General features: G+C 51.7%; 14 protein-coding genes, 2 tRNA genes and 1 other RNA gene. 8 read left to right on the forward strand and 9 right to left on the reverse strand.

The features are described 5' to 3' along the window. Positions 1-292 precede the first annotated feature (292 nt). Both phoH and WM95_RS09450 read left to right on the forward strand, forming a co-directional pair. The gene (gene phoH / locus WM95_RS09445; RefSeq protein WP_029740192.1) at positions 293-1084 is read left to right on the forward strand and encodes a phosphate starvation-inducible protein PhoH; all 792 of its coding nucleotides are present in this window, start codon (positions 293-295) and stop codon (positions 1082-1084) included. A gap of 393 nt (positions 1085-1477) precedes the next feature. Continuing rightward, positions 1478-2983 carry an alanine/glycine:cation symporter family protein gene (locus WM95_RS09450; protein ID WP_045354582.1) on the forward strand — a complete coding sequence of 502 codons (1506 nt, stop codon included), beginning with the start codon at positions 1478-1480 and terminating at the stop codon, positions 2981-2983. A gap of 239 nt (positions 2984-3222) precedes the next feature. On the opposite strand, the gene WM95_RS09455 is transcribed toward WM95_RS09450, so the two are convergent. The 3 genes from WM95_RS09455 to WM95_RS09465 form a co-directional block, all read right to left on the reverse strand. Beyond that, positions 3223-3310: transfer RNA gene (locus WM95_RS09455), tRNA-Ser, on the reverse strand. 147 nt (positions 3311-3457) lie between these two features. Beyond that, positions 3458-4135, reverse strand: a complete 678-nt coding sequence (locus WM95_RS09460; RefSeq protein ID WP_045326921.1) for an isochorismatase family protein — start codon at positions 4133-4135, stop codon at positions 3458-3460. A 20-nt stretch (positions 4136-4155) separates the two neighbouring features. Further along, positions 4156-5016 carry a pirin family protein gene (locus tag WM95_RS09465; RefSeq protein ID WP_063407980.1) on the reverse strand — a complete coding sequence of 287 codons (861 nt, stop codon included), beginning with the start codon at positions 5014-5016 and terminating at the stop codon, positions 4156-4158. Between the two features lie 109 nt (positions 5017-5125). On the opposite strand from WM95_RS09465, the gene WM95_RS09470 reads away from it, so the two are divergent. Beyond that, positions 5126-6031: a LysR family transcriptional regulator gene (locus WM95_RS09470; RefSeq protein ID WP_063407979.1), complete on the forward strand. Its 906-nt coding sequence runs from the start codon at positions 5126-5128 to the stop codon at positions 6029-6031. 149 nt (positions 6032-6180) lie between these two features. Here the strand turns inward: WM95_RS09470 and WM95_RS27840 are convergent. Beyond that, positions 6181-6318, reverse strand: a non-coding RNA gene (locus WM95_RS27840) — RtT sRNA. A 45-nt stretch (positions 6319-6363) separates the two neighbouring features. Further along, positions 6364-6451: transfer RNA gene (locus tag WM95_RS09475), tRNA-Ser, on the reverse strand. 232 nt (positions 6452-6683) lie between these two features. On the opposite strand from WM95_RS09475, the gene ghrA reads away from it, so the two are divergent. The 4 genes from ghrA (at position 6684) to WM95_RS09495 (ending at position 9599) form a co-directional block, all read left to right on the forward strand. Then, positions 6684-7622 (forward strand): glyoxylate/hydroxypyruvate reductase GhrA, encoded by a 939-nt coding sequence (gene ghrA, locus WM95_RS09480; protein ID WP_063407978.1) that lies wholly within the window; start codon positions 6684-6686, stop codon positions 7620-7622. Between the two features lie 84 nt (positions 7623-7706). Beyond that, the gene (locus WM95_RS09485) at positions 7707-8444 is read left to right on the forward strand and encodes a phosphatase (protein ID WP_047174857.1); all 738 of its coding nucleotides are present in this window, start codon (positions 7707-7709) and stop codon (positions 8442-8444) included. Between the two features lie 21 nt (positions 8445-8465). Beyond that, entirely contained in the window at positions 8466-9020 is a 555-nt protein-coding gene (locus tag WM95_RS09490) for a TorD/DmsD family molecular chaperone (protein WP_023311103.1), read from the forward strand. A 96-nt stretch (positions 9021-9116) separates the two neighbouring features. Further along, positions 9117-9599: a DUF1097 domain-containing protein gene (locus WM95_RS09495; RefSeq protein WP_074166048.1), complete on the forward strand. Its 483-nt coding sequence runs from the start codon at positions 9117-9119 to the stop codon at positions 9597-9599. A gap of 44 nt (positions 9600-9643) precedes the next feature. Here WM95_RS09495 and csgG read toward each other — a convergent pair whose 3' ends face one another. From csgG to csgD, 4 genes are read right to left on the reverse strand one after another with little or no spacing between them, the layout of a single operon-like run. Then, positions 9644-10477, reverse strand: a complete 834-nt coding sequence (gene csgG, locus WM95_RS09500) for a curli production assembly/transport protein CsgG (RefSeq protein ID WP_024908984.1) — start codon at positions 10475-10477, stop codon at positions 9644-9646. 26 nt (positions 10478-10503) lie between these two features. Next, positions 10504-10917, reverse strand: a complete 414-nt coding sequence (csgF, locus tag WM95_RS09505) for a curli production assembly/transport protein CsgF (RefSeq protein ID WP_023311106.1) — start codon at positions 10915-10917, stop codon at positions 10504-10506. Positions 10918-10940: 23 nt separating this feature from the next. Further along, positions 10941-11330 (reverse strand): curli production assembly/transport protein CsgE, encoded by a 390-nt coding sequence (gene csgE / locus WM95_RS09510; RefSeq protein ID WP_023311107.1) that lies wholly within the window; start codon positions 11328-11330, stop codon positions 10941-10943. Between the two features lie 4 nt (positions 11331-11334). After that, positions 11335-11985 (reverse strand): biofilm master transcriptional regulator CsgD, encoded by a 651-nt coding sequence (gene csgD, locus WM95_RS09515; protein ID WP_021240790.1) that lies wholly within the window; start codon positions 11983-11985, stop codon positions 11335-11337. Positions 11986-12750: 765 nt separating this feature from the next. Here csgD and csgB point away from each other — a divergent pair. Continuing rightward, complete coding sequence (gene csgB, locus WM95_RS09520; protein WP_023311109.1) at positions 12751-13206, forward strand: curli minor subunit CsgB; 456 nt, start codon at positions 12751-12753, stop codon at positions 13204-13206. Positions 13207-13244: the final 38 nt, after the last annotated feature.

A 13244-nucleotide genomic window follows, 5' to 3' on the forward strand; every position in this document is an offset into this window, starting at 1 on the left:
ACTATGGAGATCGCGAATGGTTGCGTCCTGTACTGGACAAGGTAAACATAACAACCGCAGCACCCGGCGCGGAGGCTCAGACTCCGGCAGCGATTTCCTCACCACTAAATTCTCCCCCCTTCCTCAAGAATCTGATTCGACCGACGTGCAGAACGGTGCGCGTAGCTGTTCCGTATCGTTATCCGATAAAGCAAGCAATGGCTTACAAGGAAGCCAACCCTCTGATGTTCGTGCGCATAATCGTGCCGAAGCTGGCGCGTGTGATGAATACCAACAACTCAAGGTGCTATCCATGGGAAGACAAAAAGCAGTGATCAAAGCTCGTCGCGAAGCAAAACGTGTGCTGAGACGGGATTCACGTAGCCATAAACAGCGTGAAGAAGAATCGGTCACCTCGCTTGTGCAGATGAGTGGCGTAGAAGCAATTGGCATGGCCCGAGACAGCCGTGATAATTCTCCAATTGTGGCGCGCAATGAGGCTCAGGCGCACTACCTGAATGCTATCGAGAGTAAACAGCTCATCTTTGCAACCGGTGAAGCCGGATGCGGGAAAACCTGGATTAGTGCAGCCAAAGCGGCGGAGGCGCTGATTCATAAGGACGTGGAGCGCATTATTGTTACCCGTCCTGTACTGCAGGCTGATGAAGATCTCGGCTTCCTGCCCGGAGATATTTCGGAGAAGTTTGCTCCGTACTTCAGGCCCGTCTATGACGTGCTGGTGAAGCGACTGGGTGCATCCTTTATGCAGTACTGCCTGCGACCAGAGATTGGCAAGGTGGAAATCGCGCCGTTCGCCTATATGCGCGGACGTACATTTGAAAATGCGGTCGTCATTCTTGACGAGGCTCAGAACGTGACCGCTGCGCAAATGAAGATGTTTTTAACGCGCCTCGGGGAGAACGTGACGGTTATCGTTAACGGCGATATTACCCAGTGTGACCTGCCATCCGGCGTGAAATCCGGGCTGAGCGACGCCATGTCACGTTTTGAGGAAGATGAGATGATTGGGGTGGTACGCTTCACCAAAGAGGACTGCGTGCGTTCAGCGCTCTGTCAGCGCACGCTGCAGGTCTATTCCGACTAAAGGTAAAGCATTATCGCTTTACCTCTTTCCTGTAATGTCTTCCCGGCGTAATGCCGGGAAGCGTCGTTTATACTCCACAGAAACTCCCCTTATTTAAACACCGAATTGCTGAATTAATAATTTCGATTATTAAGTGGGTGGGTGTTTTTATTCTTTTTTACAGAAGTGTGATATGAAGTGATAATACCCACAAAATACCTGTGAATATAATGAGCGCGCTAATTGTTAGTTAAAAATTAAACGTGAATGTGGTCACAGAACATTACTACGAAGTAAAAATTAAGTTGGTGTCTTCAGGTGAGTTATCTATGTTTCGTACTTGTTCGAACAAAATTCTAAGAAGAAACACAACAGGGGAGCCTTTTCCCTGAAACATCACGCTGAGGGTCATACATGAACGAACTGGTTGGTGCTATTAATGGTGTAATCTGGAGCCCTGCGTTAATATTTTTATGTCTGGGTGTCGGCCTCTATTTCTCGCTGCGTAGTCGCTTCCTGCAATTACGGCATATCAAACATATGATTACCCTGATGTTCCAGGGGCGTCCTACCGATGCAGGCGTATCGTCGTTTCAGGCGCTGACGATGACGCTGGCAGGCCGCGTGGGGACAGGGAATATCGCCGGTGTGGCCACGGCAATTACCTTTGGCGGTCCGGGCGCGCTTTTCTGGATGTGGATAGTCGCTTTTTTAGGTGCCAGCTCCGCATTTGTCGAATCCACCCTGGGACAAGTTTATAAAGAAAAAATTAACGGCGAATATCGCGGCGGTCCTGCCTTTTATATTGAAAAAGGTTTAGGCGTTAAGTGGTACGCATGGTTATTTGCTATTGTGACTATTTTCTCCTGCGGATTATTACTTCCGGGCGTGCAGGCAAACTCGATTGGGGCGAGCCTGGATATTGCTTTTGGTCTGAGTCCGAACGTTACGGCGGCATTACTTGCGGTGCTGTTAAGTTTTATTATATTCGGCGGTGTGAAAAGGATCGCCAGCTTTAGCAGCATGGTCGTTCCATTTATGGCGCTGGGGTATATTATTGTCGCCTGCGTGATTATCGCTATTAATATTAACCAGCTCCCTTCGGTTATTCTGCTGATCTGGAAAAGTGCGTTCGGCCTTGAAGCAGGTTTCGGTGCCATCCTGGGGCAGGCCATCATGTGGGGCGTTAAGCGCGGCGTCTATTCCAACGAGGCCGCGCAGGGGACCGGGCCGCATGCATCCTCTGCGGCGGCAGTAAGCCATCCGGTGAAGCAGGGGCTGGTTCAGGCGTTCTCGGTCTACATCGACACGCTGTTTGTCTGCTCCGCGACCGGGTTTATGCTGCTGATCACCGGGCTGTATAACGTCCAGGGCGTCGACGGTGCAGCGCTTTATACCGGGATTGCTGGCGTGGCCGCGGGTCCTGGCTATGTGCAGACGGCGATGGAAAGTATGATGCCAGGCTTTGGTAATTACTTTGTTGCCATTGCGCTGTTCTTCTTTGCCTTCACGACGATTATTGCCTACTACTATATTGCCGAAACTAATATCGCCTTCATTAACCGTAAAATTCACCGTCCATGGCTGACATTCCTGCTCAAGCTATGTCTGATGGCCTCCACGGTATATGGCACGGTTCGCACCGCGGATCTGGCATGGGGACTGGGGGATATCGGGGTAGGGCTGATGGCGTGGCTCAACATTATTGCCATTGTTCTGTTGCATAAAAAAGCGTTTGCCAGCCTTAAGGATTATGAAATCCAGAATGCGCAGGGGCTGGATCCACAGTTTGACCCGGTTCGGCTGGGAATTAAAAATGCGGATTACTGGCTTGATGGGCGTAAGGATGAGGATGGTGTTCAGCCTGAACAGGTTTCATCGCTTGAAAGAAAGCAGCCTGCAGCAAAGTTGAATAGCTGAGTAATCGAATAAAAAAGCCCGGGCATTAGTTCGGGCTTTTTTTTGTGAGGCGGCTCAGTCCGTACCGGGGGGGATTGACTCGCTTCGCTCGCCCTACGGGCAGCCTGTTCGCTGCGCTCTCAGTCTGTCCAACTGGCTGTCGCCAGTTGTCGAACCCCGGTCGGGGGTTCTCATCCCCCCGCAGGCATGCAATATGCGAAAAAAAAGCCCGCATTTTCATGCGAGCTCTTCTTTAAATATGGCGGTGAGGGGGGGATTCGAACCCCCGATACGTTGCCGTATACACACTTTCCAGGCGTGCTCCTTCAGCCACTCGGACACCTCACCATATTGTTTTGCTGCCTGACCGCTTGGGGGGCAACGGGGCGCTACTATAGGGAGTTGCGCTAACACGGTCAAGCAGATTTTCAGCTTTAGTGCCTGTTCGGTTAAGCATTAATCAGCTCCACGGTTTTTACGTCGTGGAGCAGAGGATTAACGCTGTGAATCGAGCACTTCGCTGTTTTTAACCACTTCCTGTGCTTTGCCGTAGCTTTCGATCAACAGCCGGTAAGCCGGGAAGATGTGGGTATACACCTCAGCCCACTCAGCCGCGTCCTCACGGTTCCAGGTTCGCTGGATCTCGGAGGCTACCGCCGCCGTATCCATCGGGACCACGCCGGCCTGCACCACGCGCGCCAGGGTGATCTCCTGCGCCATTTTGCTGTAGGTACCGGAGGCATCAATCACCGCAAACACTTTATAGCCGTCCGCCACCGCGCTGATTGACGGGAAAGCCATGCAGACGCTGGTGATTGTGCCCGCGATAATTAACGTCTTACGCCCTGTCGCTTTCACCGCCGCCACAAACTCCGGGTTATCCCAGGCGTTGATCTCGCCTTTACGGGCAACATACTGCGCATGCGGCGCGTTGGCGTGGATCTCCGGGATAAGCGGTCCGTTCGGTCCCTGTGGGACGGACGCGGTGGTGATCACCGGGATCTTCGCCAGGGTAGCGATTTTTGCCAGCGCAGCCGCACGGGCGCGCAGTTCCGGCATTGGCATATCCCCAACGGTCTGGAACAGACCGCTCTGGTGATCGATAAGCAACATCACCGCATCGTTCACATCAATAACCGGACGTGTGCCATTAAAATTCGCAGGTGTAGACATTATCTTTTCCTTTATTATGTTCAGATCTGGCCGAAGCGGCCGGAGTTAAAATCACGAATGGCTTCGTTGATTTCGCTTTTACTGTTCATCACAAACGGGCCATAGCCCACGATGGGTTCATTCAGCGGCTCGCCGGCCATCAGCAGCACTTTGGCATCGCTGTTCGTCTCCAGGTGCAGTTTGTCGCCTTCCTGGCTCAATACGACCAGCTGAGCTTCACCCGCCTGCGTTGTGCCGTTCACCGTGATGTTGCCTTCAAGCACGACCAGCGCGGTGCTCCAGCCTTCGGGCAGATTGAGCGTCAGGTGGCTTCCCTGGTTCAGCGCAATGTCCCAGACGTTGAGCGGGGAGAAGGTGTGCGCCGGGCCGGTTACAGCCTCGTAGCGACCGGCAATGACCCGCAGCGAACCGCTGTTGTCCGGTAGCGTCACGGTCGGGATCGCATCCTTCGTAATGCTCTGGTAGCCCGGAGCCGCCATCTTGTCTTTGGCCGGCAGGTTGACCCAAAGCTGCATCATTTTCAGTTCTCCGCCTTTCTGCGAGAACGCGCTGGAGTGGAACTCCTCGTGCAAAATGCCTGCACCTGCCGTCATCCACTGCACGTCGCCGGGGCCAATGACGCCGCCTTTGCCCGTAGAATCGCGATGCTCCACTTCACCGGAATAGACGATGGTGACCGTTTCAAAACCCCGGTGAGGGTGTTGGCCTACGCCGCGTTTCGCCCCATCGGCCGGAAAGGTGTACGGGCCCGCGTAGTCCAGCAGCAGGAACGGGCTCAGCGGCTCGCCGTGCGTCTGATAAGAGAACATTGAACGGACCGGGAAACCATCGCCAACCCAGTGCTGGCGGGGAGCGGTATAAACGCCTGTTACGTTTTTCATGATTAACTCCTGATGTTCTGTTGATGTAATTAGCTTATATTCAGAGTTAATATCCCGGTAGATAGTGAAAATGGCATTCACTGTTCTGAAAATGGAACGATGAGGATTTATGCAGGATCTCAATGACTTCGTCTGGTTTGTGAAGGTGGTGGACTACGGTGGCTTTGCCGCGGCGGGAAGGGCGCTTGATCTGCCAAAGTCCAGGCTAAGCCGCCGGATAGCGCAGCTGGAAGAACGCCTTGGCGTGCGGCTTATCCACCGAACAACCCGACAGTTTACGGTGACCGAGGTCGGGCAGACCTTCTACCAGCACTGTAAAGCGATGATGGTAGAGGCCGAGGCCGCGGAGGAAGCCGTTGCGGCACTGCAGGCTGAACCGCGCGGTGTTGTCAGAATTACGTGCCCAATAACTCTGTTGCATGTCCACGTGGGTCCGATGCTGGCCAGATTTATGGCGCGCTACCCCGGGATCAATCTTCAGCTTGAGGCGACCAACCGGCGGGTAGACCTGGTGGGTGAGGGGGTTGATATCGCTATCCGCGTACGCCCGCGTCCGTTTGATGACAGCGACCTGGTTTTAAGGGTGCTGGCTGACAGGGGTCATTGTCTGGTCGCCGGTCCGGCCTTAATTCAACGCCTGGGCGAACCCGTTGTGCCATCTGAACTCAGTGCCTGGCCCGGGTTAAGCATGAACGAGGGGAAACATATTCATAAATGGGCGCTGTCAGGTCCCGGAGGTGCCAAAGCGGAGATCCATTACCACCCCCGATTGATTACCACCGATATGCTGGCGCTACGTGAAGCTGCCATGGCCGGCATCGGCGTGGTGCAACTGCCGATTTTGATGGTCAAGGACCAGCTGGCGTCAGGGGAACTGGTACGGGTGCTCAACGCGTGGGAACCCCGGCGGGAAGTGATTCACGCGGTTTATCCTTCGCGGCGCGGCCTGCTGCCGTCGGTCAGGACGCTGGTGGATTTTCTGACCGAAGAGTATGCGCGGATGGTGGAAGAGTAATACTTCCCTCTCCCCTGGGGAGAGGGGAAGGGTGAGGGGCTCAGGCCGCACCGAGCTGCATATAGCACCAGGGGATTCTCATCCCCCCAGAGGCGTGCAACATGCGAAAAAAAAAAGCCCGCATTTTCATGCGAGCTCTTCTTTAAATATGGCGGTGAGGGGGGGGATTGACTCGCTTCGCTCGCCCTACGGGCAGCCTGTTCGCTGCGCTCTCAGTCTGTCCAACTGGCTGTCGCCAGTTGTCGAACCCCGGTCGGGGGTTCTCATCCCCCCTTTTCGGAGAATATAAAAGAAAAAAGCCCGTACTTTCGTACGAGCTCTCATCTTAAATATGGCGGTGAGGGGGGGATTCGAACCCCCGATACGTTGCCGTATACACACTTTCCAGGCGTGCTCCTTCAGCCACTCGGACACCTCACCATATTGTCATCCCGTTGTTGCCGGGACGGGCGCTAATGTAAGGAAAAGCCGAACTGCCGTCAACTCACTTTTTCAGTAATTTAGCGCGTTTAGACAAACTTCAAGCAACCTGACTCCTAAATGTGCACAAAGCGCCTCTTTTATCAGCAACGCGGTTTCCTGATAAATTTGTTATGCTGGCAATCCACTTGAAAACGAAAACAAAACAGTGCAATAAGAGGCAGGAATGACCATGGATATTCTCTTCTATCACCCTACATTTGATACCGCTTACTGGATTGACGCACTTTCGGCGGCGCTGCCCGGAGCACGCGTACGCGAGTGGAAGCGTGGCGATAATGAACATGCTGATTATGCGCTGGTCTGGCACCCGCCGGTTGAGATGCTACAGGGGCGCAAACTGAAGGCGGTTTTCGCGCTGGGGGCGGGCGTTGATTCGATCCTCAGTAAACTGAAAGCGCACCCAGAAATGCTGCCTGAAAATATTCCGTTGTTCCGTCTCGAAGATACGGGAATGGGCCAGCAGATGCAGGAGTATGCCGTGAGCCAGGTGCTGCACTGGTTCCGCCGCTTCGACGATTATCAGGCCTTTAAACAGCAATCCCACTGGGAGCCGCTGCCGGATTATCGACATGAAGATTTTACCGTTGGGATCCTCGGCGCGGGTGTGCTCGGCTCAAAAGTGGCAGAAGCACTCGCTCCGTGGGGCTTCCCGCTACGCTGCTGGAGCCGCAGCCGCAAGAATTATCCGGGCGTAGAGAGCTTTGCCGGAACGGATGAGCTTCCGTCCTTTCTGAAAGGCACGCGTGTGCTTATTAACCTGCTGCCTAATACCGCCGAAACGGTGGGCATTATCAATAGTACTCTCCTGAACCAGTTAGCCGAGCAGAGCTATTTAATGAACCTTGCGCGCGGGGTCCATGTCGTGGAAGGCGATCTGCTGAAGGCGCTGGAAAGCGGAAAGCTCAAAGGCGCCATGCTGGATGTCTATAGCCGTGAGCCGCTGCCCGCGGAAAGCCCGCTGTGGTCGCATCCACGCGTCGCGATGACCCCGCACGTGGCTGCCGTGACGCGTCCGGCAGAAGCGGTGGCGTATATATCCCATACCATCAGCGAAATGGAAAAGGGTAACGCGGTCACCGGACAGGTCGACAGACAGCGCGGCTACTGAGAGAAACCCGGCGTTCGCCGGGTTTTTGCTAATATTCGCCGCTGATAACTGCTATCCTTTGGAAAAACCGCAGAGGAGAGAGAGATGTATCCCGTTGACCTGCATATGCACACCGTCGCCAGCACCCACGCGTATAGCAACCTCCATGATTATATCGCCCAGGCGAAGCTTAAAGGCATCAAGCTGTTCGCGATCACCGATCATGGCCCGGACATGGCGGATGCGCCGCACTACTGGCATTTTGTGAATATGCGGATCTGGCCACGCCTGGTGGACGGTATTGGGATACTGCGCGGCATTGAGGCGAACATCAAAAATACCGACGGTGAGATCGACTGCACCGGCCCGATGCTGACGTCTCTTGACCTTATCCTCGCCGGTTTCCATGAGCCGGTTTTCCCTCCTCAGGATAAAGACACCAACACCGCGGCGATGATTGCCACCATTGCCAGCGGCAATGTGCACATTATCAGCCATCCCGGTAACCCGAAGTATCCGATTGATATTCAGGCTGTCGCGCAGGCGGCAGCGAAGCACCGCGTGGCGCTGGAGATTAATAACTCCTCCTTTGTTCACTCGCGTAAGGGCAGCGAAGCCAACTGTCGCGACGTGGCGGCCGCCGTGCGTGACGCGGGTGGCATGGTGGCGCTGGGATCAGACTCTCATACCGCGTTTACGCTGGGTGATTTCAGCGAGTGCCTGAAAGTGCTGAATGATGTTAACTTCCCGGAAGCGCAAATCCTGAACGTGACCCCACGCCGCATGCTCGATTTCCTCGAGTCGCGCGGAATGGAGCCGATTGCCGAATTTGCCGATCTTTAATTGTGTAATGGAATCATAAAAATGAACGAGTTTTCCATCCTCTGCCGCGTGCTGGGTACGCTCTATTATCGCCAGCCGCAAGACCCGCTGTTGGTTCCGCTCTTTACGTTAATTCGTGAAGGCAAACTGGCGCAGAACTGGCCGCTGGAACAGGATGATTTACTGGAACGTCTGCAAAAAAGCTGCGACATGCAGCAGATCGCGACGGACTACAATGCGCTGTTCGTCGGCGATGAGTGCCGCGTTTCGCCATACCGTTCAGCCTGGCAGGAAGGGGCAACGGAAGCGGAAGTCCGCGCGTTCCTCTCCACGCGCGGTATGCCGCTGAGCGATACGCCGGCCGATCATATCGGTACGCTGCTGCTGGCGGCGTCCTGGATCGAAGACAACGCTGGTGATGATGAGAACGACGCCATTGAAACCCTGTTCGAAACGTACCTGCTGCCGTGGGTCGGGACATTCCTGGGTAAAGTCGAAGCGCATGCCACCTCGCCATTCTGGAGAACGCTGGCCCCGCTGACCCGCGACGCTATCGCGGCAATGTGGGATGAGCTGGAAGAAGAAAACGAAGAGTGATTCAGATCACATAAATTCTGCAACTCAACATTCCTACTTGCACGTAATGTGCTGCTGATCTCATTTCTATGGTGCGCTTCTGCTAAGATGCGCGCCATGAACATATTACTTTGTATCGCAATAACGACAGGTATTCTCTCTGGACTCTGGGGATGGGTTGCCGTGTCTCTCGGATTGCTCAGCTGGGCCGGGTTCCTCGGCTGTACCGCCTATTTCGCCTGTCCGCAGGGGGGCGTCAAAGGGCTCTTTATCTCTGGCTGCACGCTGATGAGCGGTGTTATCTGGGCGCTGGTGATCGTGAAGGGCAGCGCGCTGGCACCGCATCTGGAAATCCTGGGATATGTCATGACGGGTGTCGTCGCCTTTTTAATGTGCATCCAGGCCAGGCATCTGCTGCTTTCATTTGTGCCGGGAACCTTTATGGGGGCATGTGCGACCTTTGCAGGGCAGGGGGACTGGAAGCTGGTGGTTCCCTCCCTGGCGCTGGGATTGCTGTTTGGCTATGCCATGAAAAACAGCGGTCTATGGCTGGCGTCGCGGCGGGAAAAAGCGCAAAGCATCACGGCGGTGAGCGAATAAAAAAAAGGCGAGATAATCATCTCGCCTTTTTTATGCGCTTCCTGTCAGGATTCCGGAGGGACTGACATATCGCGGTATTTCACCAGAATCGGGTTCTGCACGTCTGCTTTGTTTTGCAGATCCCACAGCCCGCGGTCTATACCGTCGTTAATTAAGTAGATCACGCCGGTTTCAATGGCTGACATCAGGCACATCATGACCGGCTCGTTAGAGGTGTAGCCGATTTCACCTTCCAGCAAACGCTGGTAATCGATGAAGCGGAATACCCCAGCCTGAACTTCATAAGACAGAATGGTTTTGCTGGTGTTCACTGAAGAGAGCACTTCGCCTGTACTGACGTTAACCACACGCAGGTTAACGGCGATTTGGTCGAGCTGATACTGGGTATCCGCACCGATACCGAAGTAACGTGCTCCCGCACCACCTGATTTAACGTTACTTTCGTAGCCAATAATCGATCCTTCAATCATCACGTTCGCTGCTGCCAGAGATTCCAGAGGCGTTCGGTTATTGGCCGCGACGGTACCATTTTCCTGTGCGGCGCGAATGATTTTCCGTTCATTCAACAGGTTCTGGAGACCCTGACGTTCCAGCGGAATAAACCAGTGCGAATCCTTGAGCGCGGTAACCAGCATCGCGGTGGCGCTTTGCGGCACGGCCGTGGAGAAGTTACTTGCCGGGTAAGGTTTAAATTGCCCGGTTTCATCCTGAATGTTGTATACGGAGACAAATATTTTCCCCGTTGGAGCAGGTAAATGCGTTAAATCACGATAACTCTGGGCCCGAGGCATTAATGTAGGTTTTGCAGCTTCTTTAGGTGGAGCAGTTAAACAACCGCTCAATAAGCACACTGCAACAAATATCAGGAAGCGCTGCATGATCGTTGTCCTTATTTAGCTATTGTTTAAAAGTCAGTTGAATTACTTTGTAGACCGGAAACCTGAATGGTGGAGATTCTTCCGGTTTTACGATCGGTTACGTTCAACTGAAGCTGTCCGTCCGTGTTGGCGATATCAACGATAAAGTCGTTGGTCACCATCCGGCCGGGTTTACCGGTATTAATGTTGGTCAGTAACCCACCTAAAATCTGCGACTGGATGGCCTGCGTGAAGTTGTCCAGTGCAGACGGGGTATCAATGCTAAAATCCTTTAAGCTCGGATCCTTATAGGAGTTTTGCGCCTGGGCTTCGTTCAGCAGGAATGCGCCGTTATTAGGGTTACCGCCAAAGTTAGGGTTACGGAACTGAAACGTCATGTTTCCGGCCCAGCTGATGGGTGTTATCAGCATTATCGAAACAACTGCATATGCAATACGCATGACAGCCTCCGCATATCGGTTCGCTAGAACTCGTCTTTTGCTAAATCGCTGGTGCTTAATAGGGCTTTATCTATTTGCAGGCGATTAATAGCGTCTTCTGATTGTTCCAGTGCTAAGACGACGTTTTTATCGAAGTCTATTTTGGTCGGGAATAAAAACGTTTGATAAATAACGTTCTGATTAGCCGTTATTGTTATCCAACTTCCCCATCGTGCACTGGGCCGCTCGTTGATTGTTATATTACCCGTGTAGGTACTGTCCCATTTGTCACTGAAGGCACGGTAAAAAGTGTGCCCGACCGATGAGACAGTGTGGTCTGTTAACAATCCGGGAACTTCGACCTCGACGGCCCTCAGATTCCCGGCAGCGAGCAGGAAACTCGCTGCGGCGATCCAACTCAACGTGCGCTTCATGTGATTAACGCCTGAGGTTATCGTTTGCCCACGAAACAGCCTGAGTTCGGTTTTTCACAGCTATCTTCTTGAAAAGATTATAAAGGTGCGTCTTTACCGTATTTTCGCTGATAAATAACGAACGGGCGATTTCAATATTTGAAGCACCAATGCGTAACTTGTTCAGGATCTCTTTCTCACGGTGCGTGAGCAGGGCTGACTCTGAGCTGTTATAGCGATAATTTCCGGAGTGCGTGATGAGATAGCTGGCAAGCTTTTGCGAAAAATAACACTCTCCGCGCAATATACCTTGCAGCCCCTCTACTACCCGGTCTTCTTCTTCCGTGACGTAGAACACGCCATTGATATGCGGCCAGCTTTCAATATCTCTGAAAGGATATTCATCAGGCGTATTCAACAATAGCACGCGGATATTATTGTTTTTCCTGCTTAAAATATCTTGCCAGTAATGGATAAGCTTTTTATCAGCTTCCATCATATCGAAAAGAATGATGCTGCCAGGTGCAATATCATCAAAAGAACGTTGAATATTATGCAATTTCCCGTTCAGTGATAATGATTGCTTTAAATGTTGTAATAAAGCTGTCGCTTGCAAAGAAGGTTTTGTGATCAACAGTAATGTATGACCATGTAAACTATGGACTTCATTATACATGATGAAACCCCACTTTTTTTTTGGCACCTGGCAGCTGTCCTCCTGTTTAAAAGAGGACACCAGAAGTACTGACAGATGTTGCACTGCTGTGTGTAGAATCAGACCATAACCTCCACAGGGAGGTAAATATAAAACCAATTTCGTACATCTAATTTCAATCTAGCTTTTACGAAGTTTAAAGCAAGTGTTAAACATGTAACAGGATGTAAAAATCAATATTAATTTGTGAAATTAGGTTGTTTGGAATGGCAATAATTGATGAGAAAGTTGTACACATAAATAGAGATGCACAGATTTTAAAAATCATACAAATATTTTTAATAGCTTGATTTTTAAAATTATTTTTTATTTTTGTCAAGCGATAATTAAGTATGAGTTTCAGATAATTTCTAAGCCCACGAATGAGTGACTGTCTGGCTTAAGAAAAGAGGCTTCGTGTCACGCGTTGAGAAAAATGTTCTCCTGCCGTTACGTTTAAACAACCCGGGAGGAAGCGTGGACAGCCTTCGTGTCGTTGTACAAGTCTTCCGCAATACACCTTTAATAAAAAATATAAGCTGGCCTGATTAAAGTGATTTTTGAGGTAAATTACGACTTTGTGGTGAGCCGATAAATAAAAATAAGCCGCGTGGGTGAGATATTTAAAATGTTTCAGCGGACATACTCTTCACCGTAACGACGCGTTAACACAATACGAGTCGTTTTAACAAGTAACATTGTTAAAGGGTTATGGCACGATTAAATAGCCAGGTCCAGGGTGACAACATGAAAAACGCATCGTTAATTATGATGTTTACATTACTGGGTGCGCCTGGATTTGTAACCGCAGCGAATTCAGATTTGGCAAATTCTGAATATAACTTTGCGGTTAACGAATTAAGTCTTTCATCACTAAATCAGGCAGCCATTATTGGTCAACGGGGCGTTTTCAATAACGCTGAGGTTAGCCAGGAAGGTTCAAGACTCTTATCCATTGTATCCCAGGATGGGGTAGGTAACAGAGCGAGAGTTGATCAATCAGGGGGTTACAATATTGCCTGGATCGATCAGAGCGGTAACGCGAATGATGCAGGTATTACGCAAGATGGATACGGTAATAGCGCGAAAATTATCCAGAAAGGGTCGGGTAATAGAGCAAATATTACGCAGTACGGTACGCAGAAAACCGCAGTTGTAGTGCAGAAACAGTCGCAAATGGCGATTAACGTTATTCAACATTAGCGCGTTGGCGACGACTTTAATCAATCCGATGGGGGTTT

The organism is Enterobacter cloacae complex sp. ECNIH7 (assembly GCF_002208095.1).
Classification (GTDB): domain Bacteria; phylum Pseudomonadota; class Gammaproteobacteria; order Enterobacterales; family Enterobacteriaceae; genus Enterobacter; species Enterobacter cloacae_M.

Bases quoted from the DNA above. Each gene is read 5' to 3' on its own strand.
- phoH (WP_029740192.1), top strand. From the start codon at position 293: ATGGGAAGACAAAAAGCAGTGATCAAAGCTCGTCGCGAAGCAAAACGT.
- WM95_RS09465 (WP_063407980.1), bottom strand. From the start codon at position 5,016: ATGAAAAACGTAACAGGCGTTTATACCGCTCCCCGCCAGCACTGGGTT.
- csgF (WP_023311106.1), bottom strand. From the start codon at position 10,917: ATGCGTATTGCATATGCAGTTGTTTCGATAATGCTGATAACACCCATC.
- WM95_RS09450 (WP_045354582.1), top strand. From the start codon at position 1,478: ATGAACGAACTGGTTGGTGCTATTAATGGTGTAATCTGGAGCCCTGCG.
- WM95_RS09495 (WP_074166048.1), top strand. From the start codon at position 9,117: ATGAACATATTACTTTGTATCGCAATAACGACAGGTATTCTCTCTGGA.
- WM95_RS09490 (WP_023311103.1), top strand. From the start codon at position 8,466: ATGAACGAGTTTTCCATCCTCTGCCGCGTGCTGGGTACGCTCTATTAT.
- WM95_RS09485 (WP_047174857.1), top strand. From the start codon at position 7,707: ATGTATCCCGTTGACCTGCATATGCACACCGTCGCCAGCACCCACGCG.
- WM95_RS09470 (WP_063407979.1), top strand. From the start codon at position 5,126: ATGCAGGATCTCAATGACTTCGTCTGGTTTGTGAAGGTGGTGGACTAC.
- csgD (WP_021240790.1), bottom strand. From the start codon at position 11,985: ATGTATAATGAAGTCCATAGTTTACATGGTCATACATTACTGTTGATC.
- WM95_RS09460 (WP_045326921.1), bottom strand. From the start codon at position 4,135: ATGTCTACACCTGCGAATTTTAATGGCACACGTCCGGTTATTGATGTG.
- csgB (WP_023311109.1), top strand. From the start codon at position 12,751: ATGAAAAACGCATCGTTAATTATGATGTTTACATTACTGGGTGCGCCT.
- csgG (WP_024908984.1), bottom strand. From the start codon at position 10,477: ATGCAGCGCTTCCTGATATTTGTTGCAGTGTGCTTATTGAGCGGTTGT.
- ghrA (WP_063407978.1), top strand. From the start codon at position 6,684: ATGGATATTCTCTTCTATCACCCTACATTTGATACCGCTTACTGGATT.
- csgE (WP_023311107.1), bottom strand. From the start codon at position 11,330: ATGAAGCGCACGTTGAGTTGGATCGCCGCAGCGAGTTTCCTGCTCGCT.